The 18,513-nt window shown below is 68.4% G+C and carries 18 protein-coding genes; 11 read left to right on the top strand and 7 right to left on the bottom strand.

Annotated features, from left to right (window positions below):
- Positions 1 to 72: 72 nt before the first annotated feature.
- From nrdE to nrdH, 3 genes are read right to left on the bottom strand one after another with little or no spacing between them, the layout of a single operon-like run.
- A complete protein-coding gene (gene nrdE / locus AC2W7K_RS04875; RefSeq protein WP_198501017.1) occupies positions 73 to 2,199 on the bottom strand; it encodes a class 1b ribonucleoside-diphosphate reductase subunit alpha in 2,127 nt (708 codons plus the stop codon).
- Positions 2,200 to 2,204: 5 nt separating this feature from the next.
- Positions 2,205 to 2,618: a class Ib ribonucleoside-diphosphate reductase assembly flavoprotein NrdI gene (gene nrdI / locus AC2W7K_RS04880; protein WP_137826159.1), complete on the bottom strand. Its 414-nt coding sequence runs from the start codon at positions 2,616 to 2,618 to the stop codon at positions 2,205 to 2,207.
- Between the two features lies 1 nt (position 2,619).
- Positions 2,620 to 2,868 carry a glutaredoxin-like protein NrdH gene (gene nrdH, locus AC2W7K_RS04885; RefSeq protein WP_284710982.1) on the bottom strand — a complete coding sequence of 83 codons (249 nt, stop codon included), beginning with the start codon at positions 2,866 to 2,868 and terminating at the stop codon, positions 2,620 to 2,622.
- 618 nt (positions 2,869 to 3,486) lie between these two features.
- Between nrdH and AC2W7K_RS04890 the strand changes: the two genes are divergently transcribed.
- From AC2W7K_RS04890 to AC2W7K_RS04920, 7 genes are read left to right on the top strand one after another with little or no spacing between them, the layout of a single operon-like run.
- On the top strand, positions 3,487 to 4,482 hold the full coding sequence (locus AC2W7K_RS04890; RefSeq protein ID WP_211978929.1) for an AAA family ATPase: 996 nt from the start codon (positions 3,487 to 3,489) through the stop codon (positions 4,480 to 4,482).
- Between the two features lie 12 nt (positions 4,483 to 4,494).
- The gene (locus tag AC2W7K_RS04895) at positions 4,495 to 5,379 is read left to right on the top strand and encodes a DUF58 domain-containing protein (RefSeq protein WP_137826157.1); all 885 of its coding nucleotides are present in this window, start codon (positions 4,495 to 4,497) and stop codon (positions 5,377 to 5,379) included.
- Complete coding sequence (locus AC2W7K_RS04900; protein WP_249121033.1) at positions 5,366 to 5,818, top strand: hypothetical protein; 453 nt, start codon at positions 5,366 to 5,368, stop codon at positions 5,816 to 5,818. Before AC2W7K_RS04895 ends, AC2W7K_RS04900 begins: the two co-directional genes overlap by 14 nt.
- Positions 5,809 to 6,783 (top strand): vWA domain-containing protein, encoded by a 975-nt coding sequence (locus AC2W7K_RS04905; RefSeq protein ID WP_198499310.1) that lies wholly within the window; start codon positions 5,809 to 5,811, stop codon positions 6,781 to 6,783. The genes AC2W7K_RS04900 and AC2W7K_RS04905 overlap by 10 nt, the downstream gene beginning before the upstream one ends.
- Positions 6,765 to 7,991, top strand: coding sequence for a vWA domain-containing protein (locus AC2W7K_RS04910; RefSeq protein WP_486005797.1), 1,227 nt, complete (start codon positions 6,765 to 6,767; stop codon positions 7,989 to 7,991). The genes AC2W7K_RS04905 and AC2W7K_RS04910 overlap by 19 nt, the downstream gene beginning before the upstream one ends.
- Positions 7,988 to 8,794, top strand: coding sequence for a tetratricopeptide repeat protein (locus AC2W7K_RS04915; protein WP_211978927.1), 807 nt, complete (start codon positions 7,988 to 7,990; stop codon positions 8,792 to 8,794). The genes AC2W7K_RS04910 and AC2W7K_RS04915 overlap by 4 nt, the downstream gene beginning before the upstream one ends.
- A 20-nt stretch (positions 8,795 to 8,814) precedes the next feature.
- The gene (locus AC2W7K_RS04920) at positions 8,815 to 9,924 is read left to right on the top strand and encodes a histidinol-phosphate transaminase (protein WP_211978926.1); all 1,110 of its coding nucleotides are present in this window, start codon (positions 8,815 to 8,817) and stop codon (positions 9,922 to 9,924) included.
- Positions 9,925 to 10,013: 89 nt separating this feature from the next.
- Here the strand turns inward: AC2W7K_RS04920 and AC2W7K_RS04925 are convergent, their stop codons facing one another.
- Both AC2W7K_RS04925 and AC2W7K_RS04930 read right to left on the bottom strand, forming a co-directional pair.
- A complete protein-coding gene (locus AC2W7K_RS04925; protein WP_486005798.1) occupies positions 10,014 to 10,721 on the bottom strand; it encodes a PucR family transcriptional regulator in 708 nt (235 codons plus the stop codon).
- Positions 10,658 to 11,422, bottom strand: a complete 765-nt coding sequence (locus AC2W7K_RS04930; RefSeq protein WP_486005799.1) for a PucR family transcriptional regulator ligand-binding domain-containing protein — start codon at positions 11,420 to 11,422, stop codon at positions 10,658 to 10,660. The genes AC2W7K_RS04925 and AC2W7K_RS04930 overlap by 64 nt, the downstream gene beginning before the upstream one ends.
- Positions 11,423 to 11,572: 150 nt before the next feature.
- Between AC2W7K_RS04930 and speB the strand changes: the two genes are divergently transcribed.
- The 3 genes from speB to AC2W7K_RS04945 are packed head-to-tail and all read left to right on the top strand — an operon-like array spanning position 11,573 to position 15,779.
- Positions 11,573 to 12,583, top strand: coding sequence for an agmatinase (gene speB / locus AC2W7K_RS04935; protein ID WP_211978924.1), 1,011 nt, complete (start codon positions 11,573 to 11,575; stop codon positions 12,581 to 12,583).
- Entirely contained in the window at positions 12,576 to 14,237 is a 1,662-nt protein-coding gene (locus AC2W7K_RS04940) for a thiamine pyrophosphate-binding protein (protein ID WP_211978923.1), read from the top strand. Before speB ends, AC2W7K_RS04940 begins: the two co-directional genes overlap by 8 nt.
- Positions 14,238 to 14,279: 42 nt before the next feature.
- Positions 14,280 to 15,779, top strand: a complete 1,500-nt coding sequence (locus tag AC2W7K_RS04945; protein WP_249121032.1) for a sodium:solute symporter family protein — start codon at positions 14,280 to 14,282, stop codon at positions 15,777 to 15,779.
- 16 nt (positions 15,780 to 15,795) lie between these two features.
- On the opposite strand, the gene AC2W7K_RS04950 is transcribed toward AC2W7K_RS04945, so the two are convergent.
- Positions 15,796 to 16,431, bottom strand: a complete 636-nt coding sequence (locus AC2W7K_RS04950) for a signal peptidase I (protein ID WP_211978922.1) — start codon at positions 16,429 to 16,431, stop codon at positions 15,796 to 15,798.
- Between the two features lie 569 nt (positions 16,432 to 17,000).
- Here AC2W7K_RS04950 and AC2W7K_RS04955 point away from each other — a divergent pair.
- The gene (locus AC2W7K_RS04955; protein WP_486005800.1) at positions 17,001 to 17,363 is read left to right on the top strand and encodes a hypothetical protein; all 363 of its coding nucleotides are present in this window, start codon (positions 17,001 to 17,003) and stop codon (positions 17,361 to 17,363) included.
- A gap of 7 nt (positions 17,364 to 17,370) precedes the next feature.
- Here the strand turns inward: AC2W7K_RS04955 and AC2W7K_RS04960 are convergent, their stop codons facing one another.
- A complete protein-coding gene (locus tag AC2W7K_RS04960) occupies positions 17,371 to 18,513 on the bottom strand; it encodes a hypothetical protein (protein ID WP_211978920.1) in 1,143 nt (380 codons plus the stop codon).

Consider the following 18,513-nt stretch of genomic DNA (forward strand, 5'->3'; position numbering starts at 1 on the left):
TTCGAAAGGTGGTGCGAGGTGCCGCGGAGTCGGCGTCAGCCGACCCGCGGCACACCAGCGGATGTCACACGGTCACAGCATGCAGGAGACGCAGCCGTCGACCTCGGTGCCCTGCAGCGCGAGCTGGCGGAGGCGGATGTAGTAGATCGTCTTGATCCCCTTGCGCCACGCGTAGATCTGCGCCTTGTTGATGTCGCGCGTCGTCGCCGTGTCCATGAAGAACAGCGTCAGCGACAGGCCCTGATCGACGTGCTTCGTCGCCTCGGCATACGTGTCGATGATCTTCTCGTAGCCGATCTCGTACGCGTCCTGGTAGTACTCGAGGTTGTCGTTGTCCATGAAGGGCGCCGGGTAGTACACCCGCCCGATCTTGCCCTCCTTGCGGATCTCGATCTTCGAGGCCACCGGGTGGATCGACGAGGTCGAGTTGTTGATGTAGGAGATCGATCCCGTCGGGGGCACGGCCTGGAGGTTCTGGTTGTAGATCCCGTGCTCGGCGACCGCGGCCTTGAGCTCGCGCCAGTCGTCCTGCGTGGGAATGTGGACGCCCGCCTCGGCGAAGAGCTCGGCGACCCGCGCGGTGCGCGGCTGCCAGACCTCCTCGGTGTACTTGTCGAAGTACTCGCCCGTCGCGTACTTCGAGCGCTCGAAGCCGGCGAACGTGCGTCCGCGCTCCTTCGCGATCTCCATCGACGCCCGCACGCAGTGGTAGGCGACGGTGTAGAAGTACATGTTCGTGAAGTCGAGCCCCTCGTCCGATCCGTAGTAGACGTGCTCACGGGCGAGGTAGCCGTGGAGGTTCATCTGCCCCAGCCCGATTGCATGCGACATGTCGTTGCCGCGGGCGATCGACGGCACCGACTGGATATCGGAGGTCTCGGCGACGGCGGTGAGGCCGCGGATCGCGGTCTCGACGGTCCGGCCGAAGTCGTCGGAGTCCATCGTCAGGGCGATGTTGAGCGAGCCGAGGTTGCACGAGATGTCCTTGCCGACGACGTCGTAGCCCAGGTCCTCGTCGTACTGGCTCGGTTCGGAGACCTGGAGGATCTCCGAGCAGAGGTTGGACATGATGATCTTGCCGTCGATCGGGTTCGCCCGGTTCACCGTGTCCTCGAACATGATGTACGGGTAGCCGGACTCGAACTGGATCTCCGCGAGCGTCTGGAAGAACTCACGCGCGTTGATCTTCTTCTTCCGGATCGACGCGTTGTCGACCATCTCCTCGTACTTGTCGGTGACGTCGATGTCGGAGAACGGCACCCCATAGACGCGTTCGACGTCGTAGGGGCTGAAGAGGTACATGTCCTCGTTGCGCTTCGCGAGTTCGAACGTGATGTCGGGGATGACGACGCCGAGCGAGAGGGTCTTGATGCGGATCTTCTCGTCCGCGTTCTCCCGCTTCGTGTCGAGGAAGCTGTAGATGTCGGGGTGGTGCGCGTGGATGTAGACGGCACCGGCGCCCTGACGCGCACCGAGCTGGTTGGCGTAGGAGAAGGAGTCCTCGAGGAGCTTCATCACGGGGATGACGCCCGAGGACTGGTTCTCGATCTTCTTGATCGGCGCACCGGACTCGCGGATGTTCGTCAGGCTGAAGGCCACGCCGCCGCCGCGCTTGGACAGCTGCAGGGCGGAGTTGATCGAGCGGCCGATCGACTCCATGTTGTCCTCGATGCGCAGGAGGAAGCACGAGACGAGTTCGCCGCGCTGCTTCTTCCCGGCGTTGAGGAACGTCGGGGTCGCCGGCTGGAAGCGGCCGGTGATGATCTCGTCGACGAGCTGTTCGGCGAGCGTCTCGTCCCCGCGGGCGAGGAAGAGCGCGACCATGACGACGCGGTCCTCGAAGCGCTCGAGGTAGCGCTTGCCGTCGAAGGTCTTGAGCGTGTACGAGGTGTAGAACTTGAACGCGCCGAGGAACGTCTGGAAGCGGAACTTCTGCGCATACGCGCGCTTCGACAGGGCTTCGATGAACTCGAACGAGTACTGCTCGAGGACCTCGGGCTCGTAGTAGTCCTTCTCGACGAGGTAGTCGAGCTTCTCCTTGAGGTCGTGGAAGAAGACGGTGTTGTTGTTGACGTGCTGGAGGAAGTACTGGCGAGCGGCCTGCTTGTCGCGCTCGAACTGGATCCGCCCATCCACGTCATAGAGGTTCAGCATGGCGTTGAGCGCATGGTAGTCGAGATCCGTCTCTTCGCGGATGATGTCCTCTACATTGCGGTCTTCAGCGAGCTCACGCACAGTTTGTCCAATCCTTGATTCACAGCTGCGACGTCCTCGGGGGTCCCGAGGAGTTCGACCCGATAGAGCACGGGCACTTGGCATTTCACGGCGATCTTGTGCGCCGCGCGGCAGTATTCTGCGCCGAAGTTCGTGTTTCCGGCGCCGATCACGCCGACGAGGTGCCGGCGATTCGATTCGATATTGAGGAACTTGACCACCTGCTTGGGGACGGCCCCGCGGTTGGGACCGGCCCCGTAGGTGGGGGTGACGAGCACGAACGGCTCATCGACCAGCAGCGTCTCGTCCTTCGTCAGCAGGGGCAGACGGCGGGCGGGATGATCGAGTTTTCCGACGAAGCGGTGGGTGTACTCGGAGCTGCTGGAGTAGTAGACCAGGAGCATCTCAGGCCACGACGGTCGCCGTCGTCTGCTGGCCGGCCAGGGCGGCGATCTTGTCCGGACGGAATCCCGACCAGTGGTCGTTGTCGGTGACGACGACCGGAGCCTGCATGTAGCCCATGGCCTTGACGACGTCGAGGGCGTTCTCATCGACGCTGAGATCGACCGAGGTGTACTTCAGGCCCTTGGCATCGAGCGCGCGGTAGGTGGCGTTGCACTGGACACAAGCGGGCTTGGTGTACACGGTGATCATGATGACTCCTCGATTCTGTGCTGCGGCTTGGGTTTCCCACGGTCGGCCACGCCGTTTCCGCGGCCTCCCGACGTGGGAGGGATCACGGTGAAGGGGACCGGCTGTGACCACTAGATGTTGTGTTCGGGTAAAACCCTACCCCTATATCCAGTGTTACACCAGTGTCATTTACACCATCCACAAGGTGTGTTCTCAGCCCTCCACAGTCGTCCACAGGGTGTGAACGACACCTGTGTAGTTCGGTCACCTGCGCGGACACGGGCGACACCGCGGATTCCGCCGAGATCCCGACCGCGCCGGCCCGAGGTTATCCACCGTCGTCCACAGGAAAAATTCCTCCCTGTGGGCATGTCGTTCGGCGTGTCGGATTCGACCGCGACGTGATCGGTTCCACCCCTCTGACCACCCCTTTCCGTGGTAGCCGACCACCGAGCCGACGGACCCTGCCAACCGGGCGACCGCCTCGGCGATTCCTCTGTTCCCACGTGTCCACACTATGTGTCGGTACTGACACGGATTCACCCAGTCACATGTCAGGGTCGGCCCATATCCTTGTGGAGACGGCCATCACAGCACCGGCCGCCGCACCACGACGACACCGAGAGGGCCTGAAGACGCATGACGGCAACGGCAACGGCCAACACGCAGGAGATCGCGCACGCCAAATCCCTCCTCAGCGGACTCGAGTCCTATCTTGACCACTTCGTCGTCGGCCAGCAGCGACTGCGCGAATCCCTCCTCATCGGTCTCCTCTCCGGCGGGCACCTCCTCCTCGAGAGCGTCCCCGGTCTCGCGAAGACGACCGCGGCGGCGGCTCTGGCCAACGCCGTGGACGGGAAGTTCTCCCGCATCCAGTGCACCCCCGACCTGCTGCCGGCCGACATCATCGGCTCGCAGATCTACAACGCCCGCGAAGGCTCGTTCAACACGGTGCTCGGACCGGTGCACGCCAACATCGTCCTCCTCGATGAGATCAACCGGTCCTCGGCGAAGACACAGTCGGCGATGCTCGAGGCGATGCAGGAGCGGCAGACGACGATCGGCGGGCAGCGCTTCGACCTGCCCAAGCCCTTCCTCGTCATGGCCACGCAGAACCCCATCGAGCAGGAGGGCACGTACCAGCTGCCCGAAGCGCAGCTCGACCGGTTCATGATCAAGGACCTCCTCACCCATCCCAGCCCCAACGAGGAGGTCGAGATCCTCTCCCGGCTCGACTCCGGAGTCTTCGACAAGGACTCGGTGCCCGCAGCGAGCTGCACGCTCGAGGACGTGATGACGATGCAGCGCTACGCCCGCACCATCTACATCGACCCGTCGATCACCCGTTACCTCGTCGAACTCGTCCACGCGACGCGGAACACGCAGAAGTACCTCGGCCGGCTCGCCCCCTACATCGAGTACGGTGCGAGCCCCCGCGCCTCGATCGCGTTCACCAACGCCGGCCGGGCGCTCGCGATGATCCGGGGCCGCAACTACGTCATCCCCGAGGACATCAAGGACCTCGCCCACCGCGTCCTCGCCCATCGCATCCAGCTCAACTTCGAAGCCGCGGCGGAGAACATCACGAGCGCCCAGGTCGTCGATGCCCTCCTCATGGCCGTGCCGACCCCGTGACCCGGTGACGACATGACGGCTCTGCTCAATCGGATCAAGGCGCGGATGACCATCCACGCCCACCGGCGCACGCGCAGACTCCTCGACGGCGACTACTCGTCGGTCTTCCACGGCCACAGCCTCGACTTCGACGACCTGCGCGACTACATCCCCGGCGATGAGATCCGCGACATCGACTGGAAGGCCACCGCCCGCCACGCCGATCCGCTCGTCAAGCGCTACGTCGCCCACCGCCGCCACATCCTCGCCCTCGTCGTCGACTCCTCGCGCGGTTTCGACGCGATCACCTCGGCGGGCGCGGACAAACGGCACCTCGCGATCCTCATGGCGGGGATGACCGGCTACCTCGCGGTGCGCCACGGCGACGACGTCATGCTCATCCACGGCAACGCCGAGCAGACCATCGCCTCGCCTCGCAAGGGCAGCGAGGCCCACCTCGAGAATCTCCTCCAGCAGATCCTCGCCGAGTCCGGCACCGCGGTCGACGGGTCGATCAACACCCAGCTCAAGTGGATCGCCGACCACATCACCCATCGCATGCTCGTCGTCGTCATCTCCGACCAGGCCCCGCTCGGACCTGAGGAGGAGGCGACGATCAAGCGCCTGCGCGCCCAGCACGAGATGCTGTGGATCACGATCACCGACGCCGATCTCGCGGAGCTCGCGACCGCCTCGGCGCCCTATGACGTCGCCCGCGCCGAGGTGGGGCTGCCGATCTCGGTGATGTCCGATCCGAAGGTGCGCGGGGAGTTCGTCGCCGCCGAGGCGGCCCGCCGGCGCCAGCGTCTCGACCTGCTCACGAAGCTCGGCATCTCCCACACCGAGGTCGCCGACCCCGAGCAGGCCCTCGGCAATCTGCACGCACTGCTCTGGAGGCATCGTCGTGGGTCCCGCTGAACTCATCGGTCCGCTGCAGATCTCGGTGTGGTGGTACGTCGCCGCCGCCGTCGTGCTGCTCGCGGCGCTCATCAACTTCTCCGCCCCGCTGCTGCGCGCGGCCTCCGGTGCCGGAGTCCAGAAGCCGTCGCGGATCCCCATCCCCGTGCGCAGCACGTACATGTCGCGGATCTCCGCCGTCGAATCCGACCTCGCCGCGGGCAGGACGGATGTGCGGGAGGGCGCGAAGGAGCTGGCGAAGATCGTCCGCGAGTTCGCCCGCGACGCGTGGGGCGTCAAAGCCGAGCACCTCACCTACCGTGACGCCGCGGTCGCCGGGCTCGACGACCTCGCCGATTCCCTCTGGGGCCTCTACGAAGCCGAGTTCGCCGAGGACGAGGCGACGGACCTCAGCCCGCAGATCGCCGAGGCGAGGAAGCTGGTGGCGCGATGGTCCTGATGCTCTGGTGGCTGGCGCTGGGCCTCCTCGTCCTCGCCGGCATCGCCGTCTTCGTCTTCCGCCGTCCACGGCGCACCGAGTCCTCCCTCGCCGTCGCCCACAGCGGCCGGATGACGCAGCTGCCCGGCTTCCGCCGGGCGATGCGCCGGAAGTTCCTCACCACGGCCGCGTTCCTCGGGGTCATCGCCATCACCGGACTCGGCGCGCTGGCCGGGGTGGCGCGTCCGGCGTGGGTCGAGACGGTCAACCCCGAGAAGAAGCTGCGCGACGTCATGCTCTGCCTCGACGTGTCCGGGTCGATGCTCGGCTATGACGCGGATCTGCTCGCCGCCTACCAGCAGCTCGTCGACCGCTTCGATGGCGAGCGCATCGGGATGACGGTGTTCAACGCGACCGCGGTCTCGGCGTTCCCGCTCACCGACGACTACGACATGGTGCAGAACTACCTCGAGGAGGCCGAAGAGGGCTTCCGGACCTGGGGATCGGAGGGCACCGACTACTCGTGGTCGACCTCGCCGCCGAACATCGGCGGATCCTCGCTCATCGGCGACGGCCTCGTGTCCTGCATCGACAACTTCGACCGCAAGGACGAGGACCGCTCCCGCTCGATCGTCTTCGCCACCGACAACATGCTCGCCGGCGAACCCCTCTTCGAACTCGACGAGGCGACGACGATCGCCATCGACGCCGGCGTTCGCGTCTACAGCCTCTCCCCGCCCTCGATCCTCGCGACGACCCAGACCCAGGAGCTGCGCTCGGTCTCCGACCGGACCGGCGGCGAGCAGTTCGAGATGGGCTCGGCGACGACGATCGACAGGATCGTCTCGGAGATCCAGAGCCAGGAGGCGGAGAACACGCCGGGACGCTCGTACACGATCGTCCACGACATGCCCGCCGTGCCGCTGGCGATCGCCGTGTTCGGGCTCATCGGCGTCTTCGTCCTCGCATGGAGGGTGCGCTCATGATCTTCGACCCGCTCTTCGGCTGGATCGGCGTCGGCGTCGTCGTCGCGATCCTCCTGGCCCTGTGCATCATCCCGCTCGTGCGCGGGGACGGTCCGCGGTGGAAGTGGGGCGCGCGCATCGGCGTCGTCGCCCTCCTCGGACTCGCCCTCGCCCGGCCCGGCTTCCCCGTCGAGTCGACGACCGAGGAGTACGAGGCCGCCGCCGACGCCTACTTCCTCGTCGACACGACGACGTCGATGGCAGCGGAGGACTACGACGGCGACGGCACCCGCCTCGACGGCGTCAAAGAGGACATGCTCGAACTCGCCGAGCAGCTGCCCGGTGCGCGCCTGAGCATCATCACCTTCGCCTCGACGGCCTCGACGGCGATGCCGCTGACCACCGACCATGCCGCGTTCGCCTCCGCCGTCGACGTCCTCTCCCCCGAGATGTCGCAGAACTCGAACGGGTCGTCGATCACGGAGGCCGGCGACGAGCTCGAGGAGCGGATGAGCGCGAACGCCGAGGACCGTCCCGACAACCAGACGCTCGTCTTCTACTTCGGCGACGGCGAGCAGACGGCGCAGGGCAGCCCCGATTCGTGGTCGTCCTTCGCCTCCCGCATCGACAGCGGCGCCGTGTTCGGCTACGGCACGAGCCAGGGCGGACGGATGAAGGAGACCCAGCCCTTCGGCTACGGGCCCGGCGGCAGCGGTCACGACGGCACGGGTCAGGGCGGCGACCAGGGCGGCACCGAGGAGTACATCCGCGACGCCCAGGGCAATCCGGGGATCTCGCGGATCGACGAGGGCAACCTCCAGCAGATCGCCTCCGACCTCGGCCTGCCCTACCACCTGCGCGACGCCTCGACACCGCTGGCCTCGGCCTACACCGCTCCGACCTACGATCAGCGGCTCGTGCAGAAGGACGGCCGCCTCACCGTCGACGAATACTTCTGGGTGCCGCTCATCCTCGTCTTCGCGTGGATCGCCGTCGAGATGGTCTTCGGTGTCCGCGAGCTCATCCGCGTCCGCTCGGTCATGCCCCCGCGCCGAGGCGGTCGCCGGGCGCACGCAGCACCGCCGCACCCGGGTGGTCCGGGACCCGGCGGCACCGGCTGGGGCGGTCCCGGTGGCGCGGGTCCTGGCGGCGCGGGTCCCGGCAATCCCGGTGCCGGAGGCGCACCTGCCCGCACTCAGCCTGAGCCGGCGAACGGAGGACGGTCATGAACAGGATCACGGGTCTGTGGACGCGACGGCGCCTGGTGACGAAGGTCAATCTCCTCATCGGCACCGTGCTCACCCTCGTCTTCGCCTATATCGCGACCATCGTCTACTTCGGGGCCTCCTCCCAGGTCCGGTACGACTCGAACGACTTTCCCGGGGCGGAGCGGGCCGCGACGACGTTCCTCGCCCTCAGTCCGCTCGAGCGTCACATCGGCTACTTCAACCGCGGCACCGCGAAGGCCGCGGTCGGCAGCTTCGAACCGGCGCAGGAGGATCTCGAGACCGCGCTCGACCTCACGCCGCCGCGCGACGAGTGCGCGGTGCGCATCAACCTGTCCTACGTCTACGAGAAGCTCGCCGACCAGGTCGTCGACCAGGACGAGAAGAAGTCCGGCGAACTCTACGACCAGGCCCTGCAGACGCTCGCCGACGCGCCCGCCGAATGCCGCCCCGACAACAGCGAATCGCAGCAGAAGAGCGACGAGGCCACCGAACGCGTCCAGGACAAGAAGGACGGCGGCCAGTCGCAGGATCAGAGCTCCGGCGGCGACGATTCGCAGGACTCGCAGGGCGATGACCAGCAGAACGAGGGTGACAGCTCGGACGGTCAGACCGACCAGGGCGATCAGGGTCAGAACGACCAGGACAGCGAGGACCAGTCGGAGAACAGCGACTCGGGCCAGCAGACCGAGGAGGAGCAGAAGCGCGACGAACTGCGGCAGCGCGGTGAGGATTCGAACCGCGAACAGCAGCAGCAGGGACCGTTCGGCAGCGGAGGACGGACGACGCCCGACAAGCCGTGGTGAGCGTGTGCCATCATGAGTCCATGACGACTCCCGAGCCCTCCGTCGAGCCTGCCCGCCTCCCGCATCTGCGAGCAGCCCTCGAGACCTTCCCGCCCTACATTCCCGGCCGCCAGCCGCAGGAGGTCCCGGGGCTCGCACCGCTCAAGCTCTCCTCGAACGAGAATCACCTCCCGCCGCTGCCGGCCGTCAGTCAGACCATCGCCGAGCACGTGTCCTCCCCCGCCTCCTACCCCGACGACGCGGCCACCGCACTGCGCACGGGCCTGGCCGACCGCCTCGGCGTGGGCGTCGACAACCTCATCGTCACCACCGGTGCCAGCGAACTCCTCGTGGCCCTCACGCAGATCACCTCCGATGCGACGACCGAGGCGATCTACCCGTGGCCGTCGTTCGAGATGTACCCGCAGACGACGGGGCTCGCCGGAGCCACCCGCGTCGAGGTGCCGCTGCGACCCGACGGCACCCACGACCTCGCGGCGATGGCGGAGGCGATCACCGAGGCGACGACGCTCATCATCCTCTGCTCCCCGAACAATCCGACCGGGCCCGCCCTGCGCGAGACCGAGGTCCGGGAGTTCCTCGCCCAGGTTCCCGATCGCGTGCTCGTCGCCCTCGACGAGGCGTACTGGGAGTTCGCGACCGCCGAGGGCGTCGTCGACGGGCTCGGCCTCGTCGCCGACTTCCCCAACGTCGTCCTGCTGCGCACCTTCTCCAAGGCCCACGGCCTCGCCGGGCTGCGGGTCGGATACGCTGTCGCCGCACCCGGCATCATCGCCGGTCTGCTCAAGGCCGTCATCCCGTTCGGCGTCACCGACCTCAGCCAGGCGGCGGCCCTCACCTCGCTGCAGCACTGGGACGAGGTGATGGCCCGCGCAGCCGAGATCGCCGAGCTCAGGGACTGGTTCGCCGCCGAGCTGCGGGGCCAGGGCTGGGACGTGCCGGAGGCGCAGGGCAACTTCGTCTGGCTGCCGCTCGGCGAGCTCTCCGACGCCTTCGAAGAGGCCAGCGTCGCCCGTGCGGTGGCCGTGCGCAACCTCGGCGACGGGGTGCGCATCAGCATCGGCGACCGCGCCGGTCTCGACCGGGTCCTCGAGATCACCGCGGACTTCCGCGCCGCGCACTTCGCCTGAGCGCTGCAGGTCCAGCGTCACGGGATCGCGGCGCGGCGACCTACCGGTATAGCGGGATCGCGGCGCCGCGAGCTACCGACGCTATGGGCTCACAGTTCCGCGAGTTCGAGGGCGATCGCGACGGCATGGACCGTGTCGGGACGGGAGAGGTCGCGGCCGAGGAGCCGTTCGATCCGCTGCAGCCGCGCCCGCACCGTGTGCCGGTGGATCCCGAGTTCGGCGGCCACGGCATCACGGACCCCGCCGGAGGCGATGAACGACCGCAGGGTGACCAGCAGGTCCTGACCGTCCTGCGAGGCCAGCAGAGCACCGAGGACCTCATCGACGAAGCGCACCGCCGCCGCCTCGTCGATCACCGACAGCAGGGCCCTGACATCGGAGTTCACCGTGTCGTTCTGGGTCCGCCACACCGTCCACGTGTGATGGACCTGCGTCAGCGGCAGCGACTTGACGAACAGCCGGTCGACCCCGGTCACCTCGGCGACCCGGGCGACGAGGGGATCGCCGGAGTGGAGGACGCCGATCATGGACCCGGCCCGGGCGGTGAGCGTGCCGCCCCCGAGATCGCCGAAGAGCTGCTCGGCGACGTCCCCGCGGACCCCGCCGACGATCGTGAACTCGGCACGCGAGAGCGCCGGGGTGCCGGTGCGCAGCACCCATTCGGCGCGCGCCTCGGATGCCGACAGGGTCGTCGAGAACAGCGTCGACTCCCCGCGGCGCAGCGGCTGGTCGATCACCGAGAGGCCGAGGAGCGCGGCGGCGGTCGCGAGCAGCAGTCCCCGGGTGCGCGAAGCCACCGCCGCGTCCCGCCCTGCGAGGATCCACCCGCTGACCCGGTCGTCGCCGATCGGCACCGCCTCGTAGCGACGCCGGCGGCACGGAGCAACCGCGGGGCCAGTGACGTCCCGACCGCCTCGGCGATGAGTTCGGCACGGACATCGGCCGGCGCGTTCTGCCCGGTCAGCCCCCTGCCGGTGGGGGAGACGAAATGGACCTCGGAGCCCAGGGCGGCGGAGAGCTCGGCGACGAGCGCGGCCGGACCCTGCCGCGCGAGCGCCGTGGCGAACCGCCGGCCCGCGCTCCCGGCCCGGCTGACTTCACGGTTCGACTCCTCCTCCCGCATCCGCGTGAACGCGTCGACGACGGCGACGAACGGCACGGGTTCGGGCACGCCGAAGAGCGCGAGGTCGTGAGCGCGGGCGTGGTCGACGAGCGAGGGCGGCAGCTCCACCGACGGCAGGTCGCGCCCCAGGCCGATGCCGAGGGCATGGACGCCCACTCGCTTGAGTCTCGCGATGTAGTCGCCGGCGGAGTCCGCGGTGAGATCCTGGCCGACGCCGATCGTCAGGAGCACCTCTCCCCCGGCCAGCCATTCGTCGACCTCCGGCAGCTCGGAGGAGTGGACGATCGTGACCTCCCGGGACCGGGCTCCGACCGGGTCGACGGCGATCTCGAGGGCGAGTTCGCGCCGCGCCCACAGCTGTCCCAAGGTGACCATGACGCCCAGTCTATCCACTGTGGACATCCGAGGTGTCGCTTCTGTCCAAGCTGGATATCTGTGACCGGGATGACACGTCCTAGGCTGATGGCACATCAGTCCCGAACCGCGCCGGTCTCCCCGGCGTCGTGCCCGCTGCAAGGAGAGTCAATGCCGTCTCAGCCCCTCGGCCCCGCCGACTACAGCCAGACCCCGCGCTTCGCCGGACCCCCGACCTTCGGACTCCTGCCGCGCCTCGACGAGGTCGAAGCCCAGCGGCCGGGCGAGAAGATCGACGTCAAGGTCGTCGGCATCCCCTTCGACGCCGGAGTCAGCTACCGGCCCGGCGCCCGGTTCGGACCGGCCCATATCCGCCAGTCCTCGAAGCTGCTGCGCCCCTACAACCAGGCCACCGGCGTCCACCCGTTCACGTGGCAGCAGGTCGCCGACTGCGGTGACCTCGGCGTCAACCCCTTCGACATCGAAGAGGCGATCGCCACGGTCGAGGAGAACGCCGACGCCCTGCGCGCCGACGGCGCGAAGGTCCTCACCCTCGGCGGCGACCACACCCTGGCCCTGCCCAATCTGCGCTCGCTGCACAAGACCCACGGCAGGATCGCCGTCCTCCACTTCGATGCCCACCTCGACACGTGGGACACGTACTTCGGCGCCCCCTACACGCACGGCACCCCGTTCCGCCGCGCCAGCGAAGAGGGACTCATCGACCTCACCGCCTCGATGCACGTCGGCATCCGCGGGCCCCTCTACGGCAAGAAGGACCTCGAGGACGACGACGTGCTCGGCTTCCAGATCATCCGCAGCGACGACTACCAGTTCACCTCGGTCCAGGACGTCGTCGCCCGCATCCGACGCCGCCTCGGCGACGCCCCCGTCTACCTCTCGATCGACATCGACGTCCTCGACCCGGCGGCCGCCCCCGGCACCGGCACCCCCGAGGCCGGCGGCATGACGAGCCGTGAGCTGCTCAACACGATCCGCGGCCTGCAGGGGCTCAACGTCGTCGGGGCGGAGATCGTCGAGGTCGCTCCCGCCTACGACCATGCGGAGATCACCGGCATCGCCGCCGCCCATGCCGGCTACGAGATCCTCTCCCTGTGGGCGGCCGACGCCAACGGGATGACCGAGCCCTCGGGTCCGAGCGGAGGAGTCCACAGTGCCTGAGGCCGATCGCTTCCGCAACGGCGGCAGAGCCGTCGTCGCCGCACTCGCCGCCCACGATGTCGACACGATCTTCGGGATCCCCGGCACCCACAACCTCGAGTTCTACCGGCACTTGCCGGAGTTCGGGATCCGCGCGGTCACGCCCCGCCACGAGCAGGGCGCCGGCTACGGGGCCGACGGCTACTTCCTGCTCTCGGGCAAGCCCGGGGTCGTCATCACGACCTCGGGACCGGGGCTGACGAACGTCGTCACCGCGGCGGCGACGGCGTATGCGGAGTCCCGCCCGATGCTCATCCTCTCCCCCGGTGTGCCCACCGGGCTCGAACGCGCCGACATCGGAATGCTCCACGAGACGAAGGACTCCTCCGGGGCGCTGTCGCACCTGCTCGTGTCCTCCCAGCGCACCCGCACCGCCGAAGGTGCGGCCCAGGCCGTCGCCGAGGCGTTCGCGCTGTTCGCGTCATCCCGTCCCGGTCCCGTCCACATCGAGGTCCCCCTCGACGTGCTCGAGGGCGACTGGCACGGCAGTGTGCCCGCGCCGATCCCGGCGAGGCGACCCGAACTCGACCGCCAGGCCGTCACCCGTGCCGTCGACGCGATCCGCACCGCCGCCCGTCCCCTCATCGTCGCCGGCGGGGGTGCGCGCTCGGCTGCCGCTGAGGTCCAGGACCTCGCCGAGGCGATCGACGCTCCCGTCGTCACGACCGCCAACGGGAAGGGCATCGTCGCCGAGGACCATCCGCTCTCGCTCGGATCGAATGTCCGCTTCCCGAGCGTCCAGGCCGAGTCGGCTGCCGCCGATGTGCTCATCGTCGTCGGCTCCGAACTCGCCGACTCCGACCTGTGGGGCGGGGTGATCGGCGCGCAGACGGCTCCCGGGGTCCGCGACGACCGGGCTGAGCAGGTCGTCATCCGCTGTGACATCGACCCCGACCAGTTGGGGAAGAACCTCCGCGGGGACATCCTCGTGTGCGCCGACGCCGGGGAGTTCCTCTCGGCTCTCATCACCACGCTCGACGACGCTCCCGAGACCGAGTCGGGGACCGCCTCGGCGGGGGAATCCGGGGCCGAGCGCACGGCTGCGCTCAGAGAATCCGGGGCCGATGATTTCGATGCCGAGTCGATCGGGGCACGGGTGACCCGCCTCGTCGCCGACGGCGCAGGATCCGATGTCGTCATCGCCGGGGACTCGTCCCAGGTCACCTACGACGGGACGGTCCACGCGCTCGAAGCGCACACCCCCGACCAGCTCCTCTACATGCCGGGCTTCGCCACCCTCGGGTACGGGATTCCCGCCGCGATCGGGGCGAAGCTCGCCGCTCCGGACCGACCGGTCGTCTGCCTCCTCGGCGACGGGGCGGCGATGTTCTCCATCCAGGAGATCATGACGGCGACCGAACTCGGCCTCGGGATCCCCTTCGTCATCGTCGACAACGGCGGGTACGCCGAGATCGAGGCCCAGATGGTCGACCGGGACATGATGCCCTTCGCCGTCGAACTCGCCCGCCCCGACTTCGCGAAGCTCGGGGAGTCGATGGGCGGGGTCGGGGTGACGATGGCCGAGTCGCAGATGCCGGCCGAGCTGCCCGACGCCGTCGCCGCGGCACTGTCCCGCACCGTTCCCACGATCATCCACATCACCGTCGGCACCTGAGCCTGCGGCACCGAAGAACCCACACGGAAAGAAGGAGTCACCGTGGACTCACTCGTAGTCATCGTCTACCTGGCCGCAATGGTCGGCTTCGGCATCTGGGGCCGATTCAAGGCGAAGAACCAGGACGATTTCCTCGTCGCCGGCCGCCGGCTGGGCGGACTGCTCTACACGGGCACGATGTCCGCCGTCGTCCTCGGCGGGGCCTCGACGATCGGCGGGGTGGGCCTCGGCTACACCGCGGGCCTGTCGGGGATGTGGCTCGTCTTCAGCATCGGCCTCGGTATCATCCTGCTCTCGCTGCTCTTCGCCCCGAAGATCCAGAAGCTCGAGATCTACACGGTCTCGCAGATGCTCGAACTGCGCTACGGCAAGGGCTCACGGCTCGTGTCGGGGGCGATCATGACCGCGTACGGGCTGATGATCTCGACGACGTCGACGGTGGCGTACGCGACGATCTTCCACGCGCTCTTCGACCTCGACAGGTTCTGGTCGGTCATCATCGGCGGCGGCATCGTCATCACGTACTCGATGCTCGGCGGCATGTGGTCGATCACGCTCACCGACTTCGTCCAGTTCCTCATCCAGACCGTCGGCATCTTCCTCATCATGCTTCCGCTCGTCCTGCAGCGGGCCGGCGGCCTCGGCGAGCTGTTCTCCGTGCTCCCGCCCGAGCAGACGTCCCCGGTGGGCATCGGCTGGCAGGCGATCCTCGGCTACATCCTCATCTACACGCTCGGTCTCCTCATCGGCCAGGACATCTGGCAGCGCGTGTTCACCGCCCGCACACCGGCCGTCGCCCGCTGGGGCGGGCTGTCGGCAGGCGTGTACTGCCTGCTCTACGCCGTCGCCGGTGCGCTCATCGGCATGGCCGCACTGCGCATCGTGCCCGGCATCGCGGTGCCCGACGATGTCTTCGTCGCCGTCGTCGATGCCTCGATGTCCCCGGTCGTCGCCGGCTTCGTCCTCGCCGCGGCCCTCGCGGCGATGATGTCGACGGCATCGGGGTCGCTGCTGGCCGCGTCGACCGTGTGCCGACAGGACATCGTCGAGCCGCTGCTCGCGAAGCGGCAGATCGTGCCGGTCGCGCAGACCGCGGAGGGGACGGGCGGTGCCGATGCGGCGGCCTCTGCCGGAACGACGCGCACGATCGCCCAGTCGCTCGTCCGCGAGACCGGTGACGAGGTGCGCGATTCGCGCATCTACCTCATCGGACTCGGCATCGTCACCCTGGCGCTCGCGCTCATCATGCCGAGCGTCGTCGAAGCCCTCACCGTCGCCTACAACCTGCTCGTGGCCGGACTCTTCGTGCCGATCCTCGGCGGACTCGTCTTCCGCCGCGGCACCATCGTCGGCGTCATGGCCGGAATGATCCTCGGCTCCGTGACGACGATCGTCATCATGATCACCGTCGACATCTACGCCAACGAGGCGATCTACTTCGGCCTGCTCGCCTCTCTGCTCGGCTACCTCGTCGGCTCACTCGTCTCGAAGCCGACGTCGCCGGAGATCATGGCCGCATGGCGGGAGCGTCTGAGCCGGTAAGGGGCTGAGCCGGTGCTCAGTGCCGGCCGGAGCCCTTCCGCTTCGGCCGGCAGACCTCCCACACCGCGTAGGCGATGAGGAGACCGGCGACGATCCAGATACCCGTGCGCTTCTGGTCGGGAGTCGTCAGCTGCGCGACATAGCCGACGAGCGGGACGTGGTAGCGGACGACGCCGCGCACCTGCACACTGCGCACCGGGTCGGGGTCGGGAGCATTGTTCGCATCTCCCTGCGTGCGGTAGACGGTCTCACCGTCCACCTCGGCGACGTCGATGATCCGGTGGGTGATCATGTCGTCCGTGCCCGGTTTGCGCAGGTACGTGATGATCTGCCCCTTCGTGAGCCCCTGGGTCTGCTCCGGCCGCAGGGGTTTGACGACGACCTGCGACCCCGGCGGGATCGTCGGCTCCATCGACCCGGTGAGCACCGTGAGCGGCACCCAACCCATGGCGAGCGGCACGACGACGGAGGCAAGGAGCACCCCGATGATCGCGGTCAGCAGCACCCCGCACAGCCAGGAGATGACGGTCCGCAGGCGGCGCTTGGGTCGGGGCCGCCTCTCCACCGGGTCGGCGTCCGGGTTGACGGGGGCGGCGCCGAGGCGGTCGGCACTTCCGTCCGCGTGAGCGACCTCGGTCGGTTTCACGGTCATGTCGTCGTCTCTCCCTTCTCCGCGCGCGTCGGCGGGCGCCGGCGATGAGGACTGCACCGAGTCCGATCGCGATGCCCGCGAGCGCGACGAGTCCTGCGCTCTCGAGACCGGTTCGCGGCAGCGCCCCTCCCCCGTCGCCCGTGCTCGTCGCCGAGGCGTCACTGGCCGTAGCCGCCTGCGACGAGGTGGTTCCCCCGGCGGCCGCGGAAGCGTCGGTTCCGTCGGCGTCGGCTGCGGCACCGGCGGTGTCGTCGGCATCGGCCGTATCGTCATCGCCTGCCGTGTCATCGGCACCGGCATCGGAATCCGCCGACGACGCTGCATCCGCGCGGACGTCGGCCTGCGCGTCTTCGTCGGCCGTGGCTACGCATTCGCCACCGGCGCCGACCCCGAGGGTGAAACGCAGCGGCCACGTGCGCTTCTGCGTGTCGTTGTCCCGCTCCTCGACAGCCGGCAGTGCGACGTCGACGGCAAGGGTCTCGCGGGCGCCGGGCGCGAGGGAGCCGAGCTCAATGCTCGTTCCGACGATGTCGCGGTAGGTTCCCTCGGCGACGGTGCGACCAGCCCACGTGATCGTCACCTGGAGGTCGCGGTCGGGGTTCTCCACCGGCGTCGTCTCCGGTGCGACCCGGAGCGTCGCGGTCACCGGCACCTCGGCGATCGAGCGGATCGCCAGCGCATCGTCGGCACCCGCACCGGGGGCGAGCAGCTCGGGCACATCGGGGAAGGCCCGAGCGAGATCGCCGGGCGCGGTCTCCTCGCCCCCGTCGGTCTCGGACACCCGGATCGCGTCATCGATCGAAGACGGACAGGCAACCGCCGAGGCGGGGGCGGGGACCAGGGCGAGCGCCCCGGCGACGGCCAGCGAGATGAGCACGGTCACCGTCCTGCGCAGCGCCCTCGCGGCGGAAAGGACATCGCTGATGTGCTGAACTCCTCTCATAGCGACGCCAGACTGACGCTGCAGGTGGGGAAGAGGCTAAAGGGCTCACGCTTCATCGACAGGATGTACACCGGCGACTGGGTGGCTCGTTCGCCGTTCGGGCCGGGCACATGGCTCCCGGCTCCCCCGGTTCCGCGGATGACGAAGGTGAACTTCAGGTCGTAGCCCGCTCCGAGTTCGAAAGGCTGGCGGACGACCTCGACGCTGGTGCCGGTGAATCCGGACCCCACATCGGGAATCGGCGCGTAGGACCCGTAGTTGCCCGGGTTCGAGCCCTGCAGCTCCCGGGCCGTCTTCGCCAGTCCGCTGTAGGCCGCCAGCGTCGACGTGTTCACCGAAAACGTGTGGGAGAGATCGAAGTTGTCGGTCACACTGCAGGCACCTGTGGTGTTCGATCCGGTCGCCACCGTGACCACGGGTCGCTTCACCGTCGCGGCGACGCCACGGCACTCCTGCGCTGCGGTGGCTCCGGCCGGGCATGCCGCCCGGTCGCCGGGATTCGGGCCGAGGGCACCGTGGGGATAGAGCTCGGCGGTCTCTGCGCTCGAGAGTCCGTCGACGCGCCAGTTCACAGCGAAGCGGAAGTCGAACTTCGCCCCTGCGGCTCCGACGAGACGCTGATAGAGGAGCTGAGTCGAGTTCGATTCGACGCCGACGACGATCTTCTGGCTGGCTCCCGGCGCGAGCGTCCAGCTGAGGTTCGCCTCGGGGAACTGGGTCGTCGACCGTGTCGTCGTCACGCTCGAGGCGATCTGCTGCTTCGCGCCGTTTCGGTCGATGACGTACGCCCGCGCTTTCCCCGACGCCTGACCGGTGTTCGCTCCCGTGAGCGCCACGGATCCGATGGCGACGGTGGCGACCATCGACGTCGGTGACGAGTTCGTCACCGTCAGCGAGGTCTCGTTGGTCTGTCGGTCGAACCAGTTCCAGTCGCCGTAGTCAGGCGTGATGATACCCGCGGTCGTCGCCGCAATCTGCTGGGAGGACAGGGTCGATCCCGAGGAGTCACCGGCCTCGTCGAAGAACCGCGCGAACGTGGCACCGCTGGGCACGAGCGCGACGGCGACGACCGCGGCGACGAGAGCGAGCACGCACACGGCGGCGAGCACGCGGGCCCTCGGGCGCTGTCTGTCCGACAT

This window comes from Brevibacterium sp. LAARM2_SD2, assembly GCF_057364785.1.

Coding starts and splice junctions, on each gene's coding strand:
- speB (WP_211978924.1), top strand. CDS start 11,573: ATGCCGTCTCAGCCCCTCGGCCCCGCCGACTACAGCCAGACCCCGCGC.
- AC2W7K_RS04950 (WP_211978922.1), bottom strand. CDS start 16,431: ATGACCGTGAAACCGACCGAGGTCGCTCACGCGGACGGAAGTGCCGAC.
- AC2W7K_RS04895 (WP_137826157.1), top strand. CDS start 4,495: ATGACGGCTCTGCTCAATCGGATCAAGGCGCGGATGACCATCCACGCC.
- AC2W7K_RS04920 (WP_211978926.1), top strand. CDS start 8,815: ATGACGACTCCCGAGCCCTCCGTCGAGCCTGCCCGCCTCCCGCATCTG.
- AC2W7K_RS04915 (WP_211978927.1), top strand. CDS start 7,988: ATGAACAGGATCACGGGTCTGTGGACGCGACGGCGCCTGGTGACGAAG.
- nrdH (WP_284710982.1), bottom strand. CDS start 2,868: ATGATCACCGTGTACACCAAGCCCGCTTGTGTCCAGTGCAACGCCACC.
- AC2W7K_RS04910 (WP_486005797.1), top strand. CDS start 6,765: ATGGAGGGTGCGCTCATGATCTTCGACCCGCTCTTCGGCTGGATCGGC.
- AC2W7K_RS04905 (WP_198499310.1), top strand. CDS start 5,809: ATGGTCCTGATGCTCTGGTGGCTGGCGCTGGGCCTCCTCGTCCTCGCC.
- AC2W7K_RS04890 (WP_211978929.1), top strand. CDS start 3,487: ATGACGGCAACGGCAACGGCCAACACGCAGGAGATCGCGCACGCCAAA.
- AC2W7K_RS04960 (WP_211978920.1), bottom strand. CDS start 18,513: ATGTCGGACAGACAGCGCCCGAGGGCCCGCGTGCTCGCCGCCGTGTGC.
- nrdI (WP_137826159.1), bottom strand. CDS start 2,618: ATGCTCCTGGTCTACTACTCCAGCAGCTCCGAGTACACCCACCGCTTC.
- AC2W7K_RS04930 (WP_486005799.1), bottom strand. CDS start 11,422: ATGGTCACCTTGGGACAGCTGTGGGCGCGGCGCGAACTCGCCCTCGAG.